The 16,592-nt window shown below is 69.7% G+C and carries 10 protein-coding genes; 6 read left to right on the top strand and 4 right to left on the bottom strand.

Annotated features, from left to right (window positions below; translation table 11 throughout):
* The first annotated feature begins 55 nt into the window (after nt 1-55).
* The 6 genes from ACIP8W_RS17175 to ACIP8W_RS17150 all read left to right on the top strand — a co-directional run bounded on the left by ACIP8W_RS17175 (nt 56) and on the right by ACIP8W_RS17150 (nt 7,704).
* Nucleotides 56-1,360, top strand: a complete 1,305-nt coding sequence (locus ACIP8W_RS17175; protein ID WP_401948479.1) for an ABC transporter substrate-binding protein — start codon at nt 56-58, stop codon at nt 1,358-1,360.
* A complete protein-coding gene (locus ACIP8W_RS17170; protein WP_401948233.1) occupies nt 1,360-2,358 on the top strand; it encodes a carbohydrate ABC transporter permease in 999 nt (332 codons plus the stop codon). Before ACIP8W_RS17175 ends, ACIP8W_RS17170 begins: the two co-directional genes overlap by 1 nt.
* A 14-nt stretch (nt 2,359-2,372) precedes the next feature.
* Entirely contained in the window at nt 2,373-3,221 is an 849-nt protein-coding gene (locus ACIP8W_RS17165; RefSeq protein WP_402203609.1) for a carbohydrate ABC transporter permease, read from the top strand.
* Nucleotides 3,222-3,228: 7 nt separating this feature from the next.
* Nucleotides 3,229-3,840: a hypothetical protein gene (locus tag ACIP8W_RS17160; RefSeq protein ID WP_401948236.1), complete on the top strand. Its 612-nt coding sequence runs from the start codon at nt 3,229-3,231 to the stop codon at nt 3,838-3,840.
* Nucleotides 3,841-3,925: 85 nt separating this feature from the next.
* The gene (locus ACIP8W_RS17155) at nt 3,926-6,670 is read left to right on the top strand and encodes a Tat pathway signal sequence domain protein (RefSeq protein ID WP_402203540.1); all 2,745 of its coding nucleotides are present in this window, start codon (nt 3,926-3,928) and stop codon (nt 6,668-6,670) included.
* Nucleotides 6,667-7,704 carry a rhamnogalacturonan acetylesterase gene (locus ACIP8W_RS17150; protein WP_402203538.1) on the top strand — a complete coding sequence of 346 codons (1,038 nt, stop codon included), beginning with the start codon at nt 6,667-6,669 and terminating at the stop codon, nt 7,702-7,704. The genes ACIP8W_RS17155 and ACIP8W_RS17150 overlap by 4 nt, the downstream gene beginning before the upstream one ends.
* Nucleotides 7,705-7,718: 14 nt before the next feature.
* On the opposite strand, the gene ACIP8W_RS17145 is transcribed toward ACIP8W_RS17150, so the two are convergent.
* The 4 genes from ACIP8W_RS17145 to ACIP8W_RS17130 form a co-directional block, all read right to left on the bottom strand.
* On the bottom strand, nt 7,719-11,927 hold the full coding sequence (locus ACIP8W_RS17145) for a molybdopterin-dependent oxidoreductase (protein WP_402203536.1): 4,209 nt from the start codon (nt 11,925-11,927) through the stop codon (nt 7,719-7,721).
* 293 nt (nt 11,928-12,220) lie between these two features.
* Nucleotides 12,221-13,030 (bottom strand): pectate lyase, encoded by an 810-nt coding sequence (locus ACIP8W_RS17140; RefSeq protein WP_401948246.1) that lies wholly within the window; start codon nt 13,028-13,030, stop codon nt 12,221-12,223.
* Between the two features lie 52 nt (nt 13,031-13,082).
* Nucleotides 13,083-15,002 (bottom strand): rhamnogalacturonan lyase, encoded by a 1,920-nt coding sequence (locus ACIP8W_RS17135; RefSeq protein WP_402203534.1) that lies wholly within the window; start codon nt 15,000-15,002, stop codon nt 13,083-13,085.
* A 138-nt stretch (nt 15,003-15,140) separates the two neighbouring features.
* Nucleotides 15,141-16,592 (bottom strand): RICIN domain-containing protein, encoded by a 1,452-nt coding sequence (locus tag ACIP8W_RS17130; RefSeq protein WP_402203532.1) that lies wholly within the window; start codon nt 16,590-16,592, stop codon nt 15,141-15,143.

The following is a 16,592-nucleotide window of genomic DNA, read 5'->3' as shown; positions in this document are numbered from 1 at the left end:
ACCGCGAGGGTCCTTAACTTCTACCGGCAAGCGCTTACCTAAAACGATTCAAATGATGGAACGGGGAGGGTGGACTGTGTCCGGAACCGGGAGTGTTGACCGGCGGGGCCTGCTCAAGACCGTGGGAGGCTCCATGGCCGCTCTCGGTCTGACGGCGGCCGGCTGCGGTACGGGGAGCGGGTCGGGCGACGGCACGGTGACGATCCGGTACGCCTGGTGGGGTTCCGACGACCGCGCGAAGCGGATCAACGAGACGATCGCGCTCTTCGAGAAGAAGTACCCGAAGATCAAGGTCAAGACGGATTTCCAGCCCTATCTGGACTTCTGGAAGAAGTTCAACACCCAGGCATCCGGCGGCAATCCACCGGATGTCTTCCAGAACGCGATCGGCTTCCTGCGCAAGTACGACGAGAAGAACGTCCTGCTCGACCTCGGCGCACAGGTCGAGGCGGGCAACCTCGGCATGGACGACTTCCGGGCCGGCCTCGACACGTTCGGGGAGATCGACGGAAAACTCCTCGGCGTCCCCGTCGGCAGCAACTCGATGGCCCTGGTCATCGACGAGGCCGTGTTCAGGAAGGCGGGCATCACCCCGGAACCCGGCTGGACATGGGACGACTTCCACGCCGCGATGAAGAAGATCCGCGACACCCAGGGCCGGGCGGGTGACAGCGGTTACTACGGGGTCATGTACCTCTACGACCTCTACCTCCGCCAGCAGGGCAAGGCGTTCTTCACCGAGAAGGGGCTCGGATTCACCGAGGCCGACCTGGAGCAGTGGTGGACCAAGGGGTACGAGGGTGTGAAGTCGGGCCTCTCCTCGGACCCGAAGAAGGTCGCGCAGATCAAGCCCAAGTCGGCGCTCGCCGCCGAACTGGCGGGCTCCGAGTTCACCTGGGACAACTTCACCGTGCGCTACACCTCGGAGGGGAAGAGCACCTACGGCCTCGCGCCGATCCCCACCACGGACGGCGGGAAGACGGGCCAGTATCTGGGCTCGCTGATGCTCAGCGGCTCCCGGAGGACCGAACACCCCAAGGAAGTAGCCCAGTTCATCGACTTCATGGTGCACGACCCCGAAGTCGCCAAGATCATGGGCTACGACCGTGGAGTGCCCACGACCACAGCGCAGTACGAGGCATTCAAACCCACCGATGAGGTCAACCGGAAGATCGCCGCGTACGAGAAGCAACTCGTCGACACCGGTGTCCTGGAGCCCATCACCCCGCACCCCTCCGGCGCCGACATCGCCGAGTCCGCGTTCCTCCGGCTCGCCGAGGAACTCGCCCTGGGCAAGCGGTCGGTGGACGACTCGGTGAAGCAGTTCTTCACCGAGTCGAAGACGGCCATCGGCTTCTGATGGGATCCACGGTGGCACCCGGCCGGACCGCCGCGGCCGAGCCCCTCCCCGGTGACTCGACGCCACGGCCCGGCCAGGGCCGCTCCGGACGCCCCGCCGCCCAGCGGTCGGGCCGCCGGGAGAACCTGGCCGGTTATCTCTTCATGTCCCCCTGGATCGCGGGGTTTCTGCTGCTCACGGCGGGACCCATGGTCGCGTCCCTCTACTTCGCCTTCACGGACTACGACCTCTTCGATCCGCCGAAGTGGATCGGGCTGGACAACTTCACCGAGATGTTCGGCGACGCCCGCTGGCGCCACTCCGTCTCGGTGACCCTGTGGTACGTGGTGATCGGCACCCCGCTCAAGCTGGCGGCGGCGCTCGGGGTGGCGCTGCTGCTCAGCCAGAAGCGTCGGGGACAGGCCTTCTACCGGGCCGCGTTCTACGCGCCGTCGCTGATCGGCGCGAGTGTCTCCATCGCCATCGTCTGGAAGGCGATCTTCTCGGACGACGCCGTCGTCGACCGCGCGCAGCGGTTCCTCGGGCTGCCGGCCGGCGGCTGGACCGGCGATCCCGACATGATCGTCTACAGCCTGGTGGCGCTCACCGTCTGGCAGTTCGGCGCCCCCATGGTGATCTTCCTCGCCGGTCTGAAGCAGGTCCCGCGCTCGCTGTACGAGGCGGCGGAGGTCGACGGCGCGGGACCGCTGCGCCGGTTCTGGAGCATCACGCTGCCGATGATCTCCCCGGTGCTGTTCTTCAATGTGCTGCTGGAGACCATCCACTCCTTCCAGATCTTCGGCTCGGCCTACATCCTCGGCGGCGCCGGGGGCACCTGCGGTCCGGCCGACGCCACACTTGTCTACACCTGTTATCTCTATGTCCAGGGCTTCGAGAACAGCCGGATGGGTCTCGCCTCTGCCATGGCCTGGATGCTGCTGCTCGCGGTCGGACTGGTGACCGCGGTGCTGTTCTGGTCCCAGAAACGCTGGGTGCACTACGAGGAGGCCGCCCGGTGAGCAGTCAGGGGCAGATGGCGGCGTTCCGCCGTTACGGTGCGGGTTCACTCGCCTGGCACCTCGGGTCCCTCGCGGTCCTCGCGATCGTGCTGTACCCGGTGGTATGGGTGATCGGCGGTTCGTTCAAACCCAACGACGACATCGTCGGCAGTCTGGACCTGTTCCCGACCGCCCCGATCGTCGAGAACTACAGCCGGCTCGCCGAGGGCATCGCGGACATTCCGATCTCCACCTTCTTCGTCAACTCCACGGTACTGGCGCTCGGTTCGGTCGTCGGTGTGCTGATCTCCTGTTCGCTGGCGGCCTACGCCTTCGCCCGGATCAGGTTCGCGGGGCGCGACCTGCTCTTCACACTGATGATCGGCACCCTGCTGCTCCCGTACCACGTCCTGCTGATCCCGCAGTACGTGCTGTTCCAGAAGCTCGGTCTGATCAACACCTACACACCGCTGCTGCTGGGCAAGTATCTGGCGGTGGACGCGTTCTTCGTCTTCCTGATGATGCAGTTCATGCGGAACCTGCCGAAGGAACTGGACGAGGCCGCGCGGCTGGACGGCTGTGGGCATCTGCGGATCTACTGGTCGATCGTGCTGCCGCTGGGCCGGCCCGCGCTGATCACCAGCGCGATCTTCACGTTCATCAACGCCTGGAACGACTTCATGGGCCCGCTGATCTATCTCAACGAGCCGGAGAAGTACACCGTCTCCCTCGGGCTGAAGATGTTCGTCGACCAGGACGGGGTGGCCAACTACGGCGGGATGATCGCGATGTCGCTGATCGCCCTGCTGCCCGTCCTGCTCTTCTTCCTCGCCTTCCAGCGGTATCTGATCGACGGCATGGCCACCTCGGGACTGAAGGGCTGACCCCGGTATGAGCGCGACCACGAGGGCGACGGACACCATCGGCACGGCCCCCCGGCGGGAGTCCGCCGTCCTGCGGGGCTTCACCGTCTTCGCCGAGTCTCTGCTCACCGGAGTGTGGATCGCGCTGGCCGCGCTGCCGCTGCTCACCCTGCCCGCCGCGTTCGCCGCGGGCTCCGCGCATCTGCGCCGGGTGCTGGCCCACGAGGCCGCCACCTGGCGGGAGTTCGCCGCGGACTGGCGGTCGGCCGCCCGGCGTGGCTGGCTGGTCGGACTGGCCGGGTGGGCGGCGCTCTGGCTGCTGTGGGCCGATCTGACGGTGGTACGGGCCGGGCTGCCCGGCGGCGCGTTCGTCGGCGCGGTCGGGGTGTCGGCCATGCTCGGTGTGCTCGTCGCCGGGGTGCGGGCCGCCGCGAGCTGGCGGCCCGGGGCCTCCTGGCGCGCGCTGCTGCGGGCCGCGGCCCGCCGTACCGTACGGGACCCCGCCGGGTCCCTGCTGCTGGTCTGCGGACTGGCCGTGGTGCCGGCCTCGGCGTGGTTCGCCGCGCCGCTCGCCGCTCCCGCGCTCGGGGTGGTCGCGGCGGGCGCGCTCGCCGTCGACCGGCGCTACCGGCACCACTGAACCGCCCCGGTGGGACCCCGCCGCCGCGCGCGAGGCCCTTCCCGCATCCGTACCCATTGCGTGTCATGCGCATGAAAGGAACTCGATGTCTCCGATCCCTCGCAGGTCTCTGCTCAAAGTGGCCGCGGTCGCCGGCGCCACCACACAGTTCAGCTGGGCGCTCGGCCGGGACACCGCCCGGGCGGCGGAGGCCAGGGCCGCCGCGGCCGGTGAACCCGTCTCCGTCGGCTGGCTGGAGGACGACGGACTGGGAGCCGCGCCCGGCTCCACCTTCGGGGTGCCCTGGCCGCAGGGCGTACACGCCGCCGGTACGGCCTTCGCCCTGGCCACCGCGGACGGCGCGGCCGTCCCCGTACAGACCTGGCCCACCGCCTACTGGCCGGACGGCACACTCAAGTGGACCGCCCACGCGGTCGGCGCGCAGGTTGCCGGGGCCGAGCGGTTCAGCCTGGTCGCGGGCGCCCCCGCCACCCCCGGCAGGAAGGTCACCGTCACCCAGAACCAGCGCAGGATCACCGTCGACACCGGCGTCATCAAGGTGGTGATCGGCAAGGACGGCAACAGGCTCGTCGAATCCGTCACCCGGGGCGCCACCAGGATCGCCACCGACGGCCGTCTCGTCCTGCTCCGCCAGGGCGAACTCGACGACGGCGAACACGCCACCGCCAAGTGGGAACGGTTCGACGGGGAGATCGGCGGCGCCAAGGTCGAACAGGACGGCCCCGTACGCGCGGTGGTGCGCCTCGACGGCAAACACCGCCGGGGGAGCCGCCGTTGGGTCCCCTTCACCGTCCGGCTCTACTTCTACGCCGACGCCGAGTCCTTCCGTATGGTGCACACCATCGTCTACGACGGGGAGCAGACCCCCGGCAGGAACAAGGGCGACTTCATCCGTGGCCTCGGGGTCCGCTTCACCGTACCGATGCGCGACGAGGCGTACGACCGCCACATCCGTATCGCCGGCGAGGGCAAGGGCTTCCTCACCGAGGCGGTCAAGGGCATCACGGGACTGCGCCGCGACCCGGGCGCCGCCGTCCGCACCGCGCAGGTCAAGGGCGAGAAGCTGCCCGACCCCGCTACCTGGGACCAGCGGGTCACCACCCGGCTCCAGTACATTCCCACGTGGGGCGATTACACACTGGCCCAGCTCTCCGCCGACGGCTTCACCCTGCGCAAGCGCACCAAGCCGGGACACGGCTGGATCACCGCGGGCGGCGGCGGCCGTGCGAACGGCTTCGGCTATGTCGGCGGGGTCGGCGGCGGACTCTCCTTCGGGCTGCGCGACTTCTGGCACAAACACCCCGCCCAGCTCGACATCCGCGGCGCCGCGGGCGACGAGGCCGAGGTCACCCTCTGGCTCTGGTCGCCCGAGTCCCAGCCGATGGACCTGCGCTTCTACCATGACGGCATGGGCCAGGACACCTTCCCGCAGCAGCTGGAGGGCCTCAACATCACCTATGAGGACCACGAGCCCGGCTTCGGCACCCCGTACGGCATCGCGCGCACCAGCGAGCTGATGTTCTGGGCCAACGGGGCCACCCCCACCGCCGACGAGCTGGTCGCCCAGTCCGAGGCCGTCCGCACTCCGCCGCAGCTCGCCGCTGCCCCCGAAACCCTCTACCGGGCAGGGGTGTTCGGCGGACTGTTCGCACCCGTCGACCGCTCCGTCCCCGCCAAGGCGAAGATCGAGGACCAGCTCGACTTCCTCTTCACGTACTACAAGGACCAGGTGGAGCAGCGCCGTTGGTACGGCTTCTGGGACTACGGCGACTTCATGCACACCTACGACGAGGACCGCCATCAGTGGCGGTACGACGTCGGCGGCTACGCCTGGGACAACTCCGAACTCTCGCCCGACCTCTGGCTCTGGTACGCCTATCTGCGCTCCGGCCGCGCCGACATCTTCCGCTTCGCCGAGGCCCTGACCCGGCACACCGGCGAGGTCGATGTCTACCACCTCGGCAAATGGGCCGGGCTCGGCACCCGGCACGGCGTACAGCACTACGCCGACAGCGCCAAGCAGCAGCGCATCTCCACCGCCGTCTACCGGCGGCCGTACTACTACCTCACGGCGGACGAACGCGTGGGCGATCTCATGCACGCCCTCGTGGACTCGGACGAGACCTTCCTCGCCCTCGACCCCCTGCGCAAGATCCGTACCGAGCCGTACGAACCCGACCGCAACGCCCTGTCCATCGGCTTCGGCACCGACTGGAGCGGACTCGCCGCCGCCTGGCTCACCGAGTGGGAGCGCAACGGCCCCAAGGCCGCCAAGGCCGAGGCCCGGCTGCGCTCCACCATGGAGACCATCGCCGCCCAGCCCAACGGGTTCGTCCAGGGCTCCGGCCTCTACGACCTCGACACCGGGAGGTTCGCGGTCGCCGACACGCCCGTTGTCAGTGTTTCCCATCTCTCGTCGATGTTCGGGCTGGTCGAGATGTGCGCCGAGGTGATCGATCTGGTCGACATGCCGGCGTTCAAGGAAGCCTGGCTGGACTACTGCCGCTACTTCAACGCCACCAGGACCGAACAGGCGGCCCGGTACGGATCCCACTTCGGCAGCCTGCTGCTCTTCCAGGGCCACTCCCGCCAGGACGCCTACGCGGCAGCCCAGTTGGGTGACGCCGGGCTGGCTGCCCGCGCCTGGGACAAGTTCTACAACAGCGACGCCTTCACCGCCGCCATGGTCTGGGACAAGAAGCCGCTCGAAGGCCCCACCGTCCTCGAACCCGGCTACGAGAACCTCCGCATCAACAGCAACGAGACCGCGCTCTTCGGCCTCGCCGCCATCCAGAACCTCGCCCTGGTCGGCGACAGGATGCCCTCGTGATCCCCGGCGGGCGCACCGCCGCGCTGCTGGCGGCCCTCACGGCGCTGGCCGGGCTGTCCGCGGTACCGGCGTGGGCACACACCGCGCCCGGCCGCTGTGCCGGGACCTCCCCGGTGGTCTGCCACTTCGACGTCCCGCCGGGTACGTACGAGGTCTCGGTGCTCCTCGGCGGGCGGACGGCAGGCTCCACCGGGATCTCGGCCGAGACCCGCCGGACAATGCTCGCCCAAACCGCTACGGAGGCCGGGCAGTTGGTGCGGCGCGGCTTCACCGTGAACGTACGCGAACCGGAGGGCGAGCCGACCGGGCCGAGCGGCAGCCCCGGCCTCGATCTGCGGTTCGACGGTCCGGCGCCGCTGCTCGCGGGGGTACGGGTGACCCCCGCGCCGCGCACACCCCAGCTCTTCCTGGCCGGGGACTCGACGGTGTGCGACCAGGCGGGCGAGCCCTACACCGGCTGGGGACAGGAGCTGCCGCAGTTCCTGAAGAGCGGTGTGTCGGTCGCCAACTACAGTGATTCGGGTGAGGGTTCGCAGTCCTTTCTGGACAACCCGGCGCTCTTCGCCGCCGTGGAATCCCGGGTGCGCCGGGGAGATCCGGTGCTCTTCCAGCTCGCGCACAACGACAAGACGACCCCGGCCGATGTCTACCGCGCCCACCTGACGGCGATGGCCGAGCGGGTGCGGGCCCGGGGCGGCGAGCCGGTCCTCGTCACCCCGATCGTCCGTCGCTGGTTCAACGCGGACGGTACGCTCGACAACGGCACCGCCCTCCACGTCAACGGTCTCGGGGTGGACCTCCCGGCCGAAATGCGGTCGCTGGCAGCCGAGTTGAAAATCCCGCTCATCGATCTCACCGCCCTGACCAGACAGCGGGTCGAGGAGCTGGGACCCGAGGCGTCCAAGGCGCTCTTCCTCTACGACGAGAAGCGCGACAACACCCACACCTCGGTACGCGGAGCCACCGAGTTCGCCTCCCTGGTCCTCGGCGAACTGCGCGGACGCGGGCTCCTCAAGGACCGGCTGGTCCGCTGAGACCGCACACCCTTTCAGTACACGTCGCGGACATAGCGCTTGTCGGCGGCGAGCTGTTCGACGTACGCGGCTGCCGCGTCCTCGTCGAGATCGCCGTGTGCCACGGCGATCTCGCGCAGTGCGCGGTCGACGTCCTTGGCCATCCGGGAGGCGTCGCCGCAGACATAGAAGTGGGCGCCGTCCTGGAGCCAGGACCAGAGCCGTCCGCCGTGCTCGCGCATCCGGTCCTGGACATGGACCTTGGCGTGCTGGTCGCGGGAGAAGGCGGTGTCCAGTCGGGCCAGCGCGGAGCCACGGCGCAGCTCCTCCAGCTCCTCGCGGTAGTAGAAGTCGGTGGCCCGGCGCCGTTCGCCGAAGAACAGCCAGTTGGCTCCCCGGTGGCCGAGGGCGCGCCGCTCCTGGAGGAAGCCGAGGAACGGCGCGACCCCGGTGCCGGGCCCCACCATCACCATGGGGACGGTGGGATCGGCCGGCGGCCGGAAGTGTGCCGAGCGCTGGACGCGCACCGGCACCGGGCTGCCCGGGGCGGCGTCGGCGAGAAAGGCGGAGGCGACGCCCTTGCGCGGACGGCCGTGGTGGTTGTCGTACCGGACAACGGAGACCGTGAGCCGGATCAGCGCCGGGTCGGTCAGCGGGCTGGAGGATATCGAGTAGAGCCGGGGCCGCAGCCGGGCCAGCGCGGCCGTCCATTCGGCGGCGGTGGCGTGGACCGCGTACTCGGCGATGACATCCACGGCCTGCCTGCCCCAGGTCCACTGCGCCAGCTCGCCCTTGTTGTCCGGGCGCAGCAGCTTCTTGAGCGTACGGTCGTCCTGGGCGCGGTCCGCGACCAGCCGGAGCAGCGCCGGGGTGATCCGCGCGATGTCCAGATGGCGGAGCAGCGCCTCACCGAACGCCACCTCCACCGGAGCGGACCGCGGACCGCCGGTGACGGTGACGGCGGAGTCGGCGTCGAGGCCGGTGACGGACAGCCACTCCGCGACGAGATCAGGGCAGTTGAGCGGCTGTACGCCGAGCGCGTCCCCGGCCCGGTAGTCGAGGGGCGTCCCACTGTCACGGGTGTCGAAGGTGAACTCGCGCACCTCCTTGGTGGCGCCCGCCCGGCTCAGCAGCCGGTTCCCGGTGAGCCGGGCGACGGCGGACACTGCCTGCGATGGTGTGGTACGCACCGGCGCGGCCCGTGTGACCGGGGCAGGGGCAGGCGCGGCCACCGGCTCCATGGGGGCGGCGAGCGCGCCGAGCAACCGGTCCAGCCACTGCCCGGCGGGCCGCTCGTACTCCGGTTCGCAGTCGGTGCGCGCCACCAGCCTGCGCGCGCCCAGCTCGTCGAGCCGCTCGTCGAGCCTGCGCCCGTGGCCGCAGAAGTCGTCGTACGAGGAGTCGCCCAGGGCGAGTACGGCGTACCGCACGCCCTCCAGCCGGGGGGCGTCGGGCGCGCCGAGGGCCGCCCAGAAGTGCGAGCCGTTGTCGGGGGCGTCGCCGTCGCCGAAGGTGCTGGTGACCAGGAGCAGATCGGCGGTGCGCGGCAGGGTGTCGGGCGGGCTGTCGTCCATGGAGGCCAGCCGCGCCGGCCGCCCGTCGTCGGCCAGCCGCTCGGCGGCCAGGGCCGCGACCTCCTCGGCGTTCCCGGTCTGCGAGGCCCACAGGACGACGACCTCACGGCCGGGCGCGGCGGTGGTACGGGCGGGGTGCCCGTCGCGCGAGAACATCCCGGCCGGCGCGCCGTTGACCCACAGGGCGCGCTCGGGCGCGAAGGGCGCGTGCTCCGGCAGTACGGGCGTACCGGCGCCGCCCGCCGCCAGCCCGGTGAGGAAGCCCGACAGACAGCGGCGCTCCTCGGAGGTGAGGACCGGCGGGGCGGTGCCGGTGATCCCGAAGACCCCGGCGGCCCGCGCCATCGCGTCGCTGCCCAGGGCACCGCCTGCCGCCGCGTCGCTTGCTCGCACACCGTTTCCCACCATGTCGCCTGCCCGCACACCGTTTCCCACCACCGCGCCGAGCCCCGTCAGTGACACCGCGCAGCTCTTGAAGCCGGGCTGGAACGAGAGCGGGTCGACCGCGTCATGGGTGACCGCGTTGACACAGGTGTACTCGCCGAACAGATCGTTCCAGTGGAACGGTGCGAAACAGTCCCCGGGCCGCACCCGGTCCGTCACCACGGCGGGCAGCACGGCCCGCCCCCGCCGCGAGGCCACCTCGACGGAGTCGCCCTCCGCGATGGACAGCGCCCGCGCGTCCTCGGGATGGATCTCCACGAAGGGGCCGGGGTTGAGCCGGTTGAGCTTGGCGACCTTGCCGGTCTTGGTGAGGGTGTGCCACTGGTGCGGGAGGCGGCCGGTGTTCAGGACGTACGGGAAGTCGTCGTCGGGCAGTTCTGCGGCGGGCAGGTGGGGGCGGGCGAAGAACACGGCGCGCCCCGAGGCGGTGGGGAACACCAGCCGGGGGCGGCTGCCGTCCTCCCGTACCACCGCGGTCCGGCTGATCCCGTCGTTGAGGTAGCGGACCGGGTTGCGGTCGGGCCCGTCCTCGTGCGCGCTGGGCCACTGCACGGGGCCGCGCCGCAGCCGCTCGTAACTCACCCCGCGCAGGTCGTAGCCGGTCTTCGGGTTCCAGGCGCGCCTGATCTCCTCGAAGATCTCCTCGGCGCTGTCATAGCCGAAGGCGTCCCCGTACCCCATCGCGCAGGCGATCCGCGCGATGATCCGCCAGTCCGGCCAGGCCTCGCCGGGCGGGTCGACGGCGCGCCTGCCGAGGGTGAGCCCGCGCTCCGAGTTGATGACCACGCCCTCGGACTCGGCCCACAGGGCGGCCGGCAGGGTGATGTCGGCGTACGCGTTGGTCTCGGTCTCGGCGAAGACGTCCTGGGTGATGACGAGCTCCGCCGCCGCCAGCCCCTCGATGACGGTCCTGCGGTTGGCCACCGAGGCGACGGGGTTGGTGCAGATGATCCAGCACGCCTTGATCTCGCCGTCGGCCATCCGCCGGAACATCTCCACGGTGCCCTTGCCGAACCCGTCCTCCCGTACGGTCCCGGGCGCGACCCCCCAGAGGTCCTCGGTGAACGCCCGCTCCTCGGCCACCAGCACCGAGCGCTGGCCGGGCAGCCCGGGGCCCATGTAGCCCATCTCGCGGCCGCCCATCGCGTTGGGCTGTCCGGTCAGGGAGAAGGGGCCGCTGCCGGGGCGGCAGATCGCGCCGGTGGCCAGATGCAGATTGACCAGCGCGTTGGTGTTCCAGGTGCCGTGGGTGGACTGGTTCAGCCCCATCGTCCAGCAGCTCATCCAGTTGTCGGCGCCGCCGATCCACTCGGCGGCGCGCCGGAGGTCCGCCTCCGGGAGGCCGGTGATCTCCGCGACCCGGGCGGGGGAGTACTCCTGGAGGAAGCCGGGCATCGCCTCCCAGCCCTCGGTGTGTTCGGCGATGAACTCCGGGTCGGTGCGGCCGTTGTCGACCAGCAGCGCCAGCACTCCGTTGAGCAGCGCGAGATCCGTGCCCGGTCCGACGGGGAGGAAGAGATCGGCCTTGGCCGCGGTGGCGGTGCGCCGCGGATCGACGACGATCAGCTTCGCGCCCGCCTTGACGCGTTCCATCATCCGCAGGAAGAGGATCGGGTGGCAGTCGGCCATGTTGGAGCCGATGACGAGGAACACATCGGCGTGTTCGAAGTCCTCGTACGAGCCGGGCGGGCCGTCCGCACCGAGCGACAGCTTGTAGCCGCTGCCCGCGCTGGCCATGCACAGCCGGGAGTTGGACTCGATCTGGTTGGTGCGTACGAAGCCCTTCGCCAGTTTGTTGGCGAGGTACTGCGCTTCCAGGCTCATCTGCCCCGACACATAGAGGGCGAGGGCGTCCGGGCCGTGTGTGTCGAGGATCGCGCGCAGCCGCCCGGCGGTCTCCTCGATCGCCGCGTCCATGGCGAGCGGGACGGGCGTGGCGCCACGCCCCTCCCGTACGACGGCGTGGGTGAGCCGTCCCGGCGCCGCGAGCAGCTCGGCGCCGGTGGCCCCCTTGGTGCACAGCCGACCCGCGTTGACGGGATGCTCCTTGTCCCCGGACGCCTTCAGCACCTCGCGCCGGCCGTCGGCCCCCGTCGCGACATCGAGCACGATCCCGCAGCCGACACCGCAGTACGAGCAGACGGTGCGCACCCGCTCGGTACGGCCGGCCTGCGGATTCGGTGCGGTCACGGGCGGCGCTCCTTCGTGGACGGTCACTCGGCTCATGACGGTACGAAGAGCCCGTTACCCGGACGCCACGCGGAACGGGCGCCCTCGGTGGTCCTCGCCCCTGGGCGAGGACGGCTGACCAGGCGTGCGGGTCCGCCCCACGGAAACAGGCACTTCGAACGTATGGCCGGTTGTCGTCTCGTAAAGATAAACCCAATCCGCGGAGGATCCTCAGGACTTCCGCCGAATAACCCCACCGCGCCCCACCGCCCAGACCGGCTCCGGGGCTCCCGGCGCACCCGTTGCCGGGGTGCGCCGGAAGCCCCGGCGGTCGGGGAAGGCCGGCGGGCCTACCGGTAGGTGAGGTCCGAGGACGCGTACTTGCAGTACGTACCGTCCGCGTTGGAGCCGTTCTTCGACGGCTCGGCCCCGGTGTTGTTGCCGATGTACTTCTGGCACGGCACGATCTTCTTGCTGCTGTCCCCGATGATGGTGATCCCCCGCAGGGTCAGGGAGTCGCCGTAGTTGGTGTTGATCCCTCCGATCACCGTGCCGGGCGCGGTGATCTCCGTATTGGTCACATTGATCGTGCGCTTGTACTGCGTGGAGCAGTTGCCGCACGAGCGGACGAAGGTCTTGAAGTCCTGGCCGGCGAAGTTGGAGATGTTCAGTGTGCCGCCGCCGTTGAACTGGAAGATCTTGTCCGCGGCTTTGCGCGCGCCCCCGCCGATGACATGGAACGTCTTGCCGCTGCCGCGGAAGGTGGCCGCGTCCTCGCCGACATCCTCCCACCACACGTTCTGGAGTGTGCAGCTACCGGAGCAGTGGATACCGTCGGCCGCGGGGGCGCCGATGATGACGTTCTTCAGCGTCGCGCCGTCGGCGAGCTTGAAGAGCGGGTCCTGGTCCTCGTTCTGGCCGCCGGTGCCGAGGGCACCGGAGCCGTAGTAGCGCTTCATGCCTCCGTCGACGGAACCGCTGACGCTCTTGGTCGCGGTCACCGCCTCACTGCCGTTCGACGACGGCCAGGTGGCGGCCGCGGCGGTAGGCAGTGTCAGACCCGTGGCGATCGTACTGAGCGTCAGGGCGAGGGCACCGATACCTCCGGTGATCACCCGCCGCTTCCTGCTGCCGAGTTGCCTGTCCTGCTGTTCGGGCATGCCGGAACACTCCTTGTGAGGGGAAGGACGTACGGGCGGGGATGTGCGTGTGTTACGGGGTGGTGATGGCCGGCCTCGGCGGCGTGGGCATGTTGTCGCCGAGGAAGAAACTGGGATGCGGCGGCTGGTTGTACGCGGTGTTCTGCCAGGCCAGCGCTGTGCGGTACTGCCGGTCGTGCAGGAGTGTGGTGATCTTCCGGTCGGTGAGGTGCGGTGTGGAGTAGATCCGCAGCGCGGTGTTGTCGGCGGTGGGCCAGACGACTTCCTCGCGCCAGTCGCCGAGGATGTCGCCGGAGAGCGCGGGGGTCGCCTTCGTGCCGTTGTTGGAGTGCACCCCGGAGGCGGTCAGCAACCGGCTGTCGGAGGAGGTGCCGTACTTGTCGATCCGGGTGCCGTCCAGCAGCTCACGTACCGGATCGCCGTCCCACCAGGCCAGGAAGTTGATCGAGGACGGCTTGCGTCCGATCGCGGCGCCGCTCGGGCCGCGCAGCGAACCGTCCGCAGCCGACCACATCTCGGCGCCGGCGCTGCCCGCCCAGATGTCCCCGGCCACACCGCGGCCGTTGTCACCGGACGCCGGTGTCTGCCACAGCACCTGACCGGTCCGGGCGTCGGCGAAGTACGACGACGGCTTCGACGAGTCCTCGTCCACCTTGAAGTACTCCAGCCCCGGACGGGACGGGTCGAGGTCACCGAGGTGGGCGGCGTCGCCGTGGCCGTTGCGGGTGGTCCACAACCCGGAGCCGTTGTCGTCCACGGCCATCGAACCGTAGACGATCTCGTCCCTGCCGTCGGCGTCCACATCACCGATGGTCAGCGCGTGGTTGCCCTGGCCGTCGTAGCCCTTGCCGGTGTTGGTGGAGCTGTTGGTGTCGAACGTCCACCGGCGGGTGAGCGTCCCGCCGGCGAAGTCCCAGGCGGAGATCACCGTACGGGTGTAGTAGCCGCGCGCCATGATCAGCGAGGGCTTGTTGCCGTCCAGATAGGCGGTCCCGGCCAGGAAGCGGTCCACCCGGTTGCCGTAGGAATCGCCCCAGGACGAGACGGTGCCGCGCGGCGGGACATAGTCGACCGTGGAGCGCGCGGCACCCGTCCGGCCGTCGAACACGGTCAGGAACTCGGGTCCGTCGAGTACGTATCCGGAGGAGTTGCGGTGATCGGCGGAGGCGCTGCCGATCACCCGGCCGGTGCCGTCGACCGTACCGTCCGCGGTCTTCATGGCGACCTCGGCCCTGCCGTCGCCGTCGTAGTCGAAGACCTGGAACTGGGTGTAGTGGGCGCCGGAGCGGATGTTGCGGCCCAGATCGATCCGCCACAGCCGCTGGCCCTGAAGGGTGTAGCCGTCCACGATGGTGTTGCCCGTGACACCGGACTGCGAGTTGTCCTTGGCGTTGGTGGGCTGCCACTTCAGGACGATGTCGAGGTCGCCGTCCCCGTCGAGGTCGCCGACGGAGGCGTCGTTCGCCTCGTACGTGTAGTCCGAACCGCCCGCGGGGACCGAGATCGGCACATCGAGATAGCCGGAACGGAACTGCGTGGCGCTGGGGGACGCCGCCTGTTCCGTACCGTTGACCACGGCGCGCACGGTGTAGTCCGCCGAGTTGGGCGCGTCCTTGTGGAGATAGTTGGTGGTGGTGATCGGGGCGGTGTTGACCTTGACCGAGCCCCGGTAGAGATTGAAGGTGACACTGTCCGCGTCGGTGGCCAGCCAGCGCCAGCTCACCAGGTTGTCATTGCCGGTGTGCACACTGACCAGGCCCCGGTCGAGCCGCTCCAACTGGGCGGCGACGGAGACCCGTTCGGTGCCCGGCGCCATGTCCGCCGCCATGCTCGGCGCCGGGACGAGCAGACCGGTGAGGAGCGCGCAGGCCGGTGCGAGTACGGCCGGCAGCGTCCAGGCGCGGGGGCCGGACCCGCGCGATTCCGGGCGGCGTCCCGGATGTGTTGCGTACGAATCGACTCTAGACCGCACGGAAAGTTCCTCCAGAGGGTGGGGGGATTCAAGCCCCTGTGCCCTCCAGTCGCCGCCCGTGCGGGAAAGGTTGTCACCGGACCGGCACGGAATTCCCGGAGATTTCGCCGAGGTTTCCGTACCGGTCCGGACGCCGGGTCAGCCGGTGCGGGTCCACTGCTGGTTGGTGCCACCGCCACAGGCGTGGGTGATGACCCTGGCCGAGTCGGCGGTGGACGCGCCGGACACATCGAGGCACTCGCCGCTCGCGCGGGCGGTCAGTGTGAGGTACCCGCCGGCGAGGGGGGTGACCCGCCACTGCTGCTCGGGCGCGCTCCCGCAGCTCTGCTGCTGGACCTCGGCGGCGGTCTCGGTCAGACAGAGCGAACTGTGCCGCGCCATCAACCGGACATAGCCGTCACCGGTGTTCTTGAACCAGAACTTCTGGTTGCCGCCCCCGTTGCAGGTGTACTGCGCGAGCGGAGCGCCCTCGATGATCGACTGGCTGGGGATATCGGCACACTTGCCGCTGTGCCGGGCGGTGAGCGTCTCGTACGGGCCGCCCGACCCCGTCACCGTACCGGCGGCGGTGTCGATGGTGATCTCCGGGTACCACTCCATGGTCATCGAGGTGCTCGTCGGGAAGGCCAGCGGCAGCCAGACATAGCGCGAGTCGTTGACCTTCTGGCCGAAGGAGTTCCCCCACCGGTCGCCCATGTAGAGGTACGAGGTGGCCGACGCGCCCTGGATCGGCAGGACGTACGCGGTCTGGGAACCGTATACCGTCGAGTCGCCCACATTGCGCATCGCGCTCCAGGGCCCGGCGAGCGAGGTGGCGGTCGCGTACTGCTGCTGGTTGGGGTTCCAGCCGGTGGCGCCGGAGGTCAGCATGAAATACACACCGTTGCGCTTGAACAGCGCCGGGGCCTCGCGATGGCCACCGGGCCAGGGGTTGGCGACCAGGCTGTCGATGGCGGTGTAGTCGGCGGTGAGGCGGTAGATCTGGAGGTCGTAGTTCTCCCGGGCGGCCGACACCATGTAACCGGTGCCGTCGGTGTCGGTGAACAGTGTGATGTCACGCGACATATGGGTGTCGAGCGGCCGGAAGCTGCCCTTCCAGCTGTAGTCGCCGTCGATCGTCGAGGAGGTGGCCACGGCGGCGCGCGCCTGGCTGTAGTCCGTCGCGGTCTCCTTGTGCATCCACATCACGAACCGGCCGGTCGCCCGGTTGTAGATCACCTTCGGGCGTTCGATATTGGCGGAGGCCAGCTCGGGATCGGTGGCCTGGGTCAGGACATGCCTGCGGAACTCCCAGGTCTTGAGGTCGGTGGAACGGTACGCGGAGACATAGCGGAAGGTGTTGTCCGCGTTGCGGTTCTCACCGAACCAGTAGTAGTAGGAGCCGACCTGGATGACCCCGCCGCCATGGGCGTGCACCAGCGCGCCCGTGGTGTCGGTGAACTGGCCGCCATTGGTGAGGGTGACCGGCCCGAGCTCCTCGGTGGGCGCGGACCCGGCCGGCCGGGGAACGGCCACGGCGGCACCCCCGGGCAGGAACAGGGCCGCGAGAGCGACACAGAACGCGAGCAGCAGTGTGTGTATCCGGCGCAT

Origin of the sequence: Streptomyces sp. NPDC088554 (assembly GCF_044752945.1) — a bacterium.
Taxonomy (GTDB): domain Bacteria; phylum Actinomycetota; class Actinomycetes; order Streptomycetales; family Streptomycetaceae; genus Streptomyces.
The sequence above is the reverse complement of the archived record's forward strand: the minus strand, read 5'-3'. Positions and strand labels throughout refer to the sequence as shown.

Excerpts from the sequence above, each read along its gene's own strand:
- ACIP8W_RS17175 (WP_401948479.1), top strand. The coding sequence starts at position 56 with ATGGAACGGGGAGGGTGGACTGTGTCCGGAACCGGGAGTGTTGACCGG.
- ACIP8W_RS17170 (WP_401948233.1), top strand. The coding sequence starts at position 1,360 with ATGGGATCCACGGTGGCACCCGGCCGGACCGCCGCGGCCGAGCCCCTC.
- ACIP8W_RS17165 (WP_402203609.1), top strand. The coding sequence starts at position 2,373 with ATGGCGGCGTTCCGCCGTTACGGTGCGGGTTCACTCGCCTGGCACCTC.
- ACIP8W_RS17160 (WP_401948236.1), top strand. The coding sequence starts at position 3,229 with ATGAGCGCGACCACGAGGGCGACGGACACCATCGGCACGGCCCCCCGG.
- ACIP8W_RS17155 (WP_402203540.1), top strand. The coding sequence starts at position 3,926 with ATGTCTCCGATCCCTCGCAGGTCTCTGCTCAAAGTGGCCGCGGTCGCC.
- ACIP8W_RS17145 (WP_402203536.1), bottom strand. The coding sequence starts at position 11,927 with ATGAGCCGAGTGACCGTCCACGAAGGAGCGCCGCCCGTGACCGCACCG.
- ACIP8W_RS17140 (WP_401948246.1), bottom strand. The coding sequence starts at position 13,030 with ATGCCCGAACAGCAGGACAGGCAACTCGGCAGCAGGAAGCGGCGGGTG.
- ACIP8W_RS17130 (WP_402203532.1), bottom strand. The coding sequence starts at position 16,592 with ATGCGCCGGATACACACACTGCTGCTCGCGTTCTGTGTCGCTCTCGCG.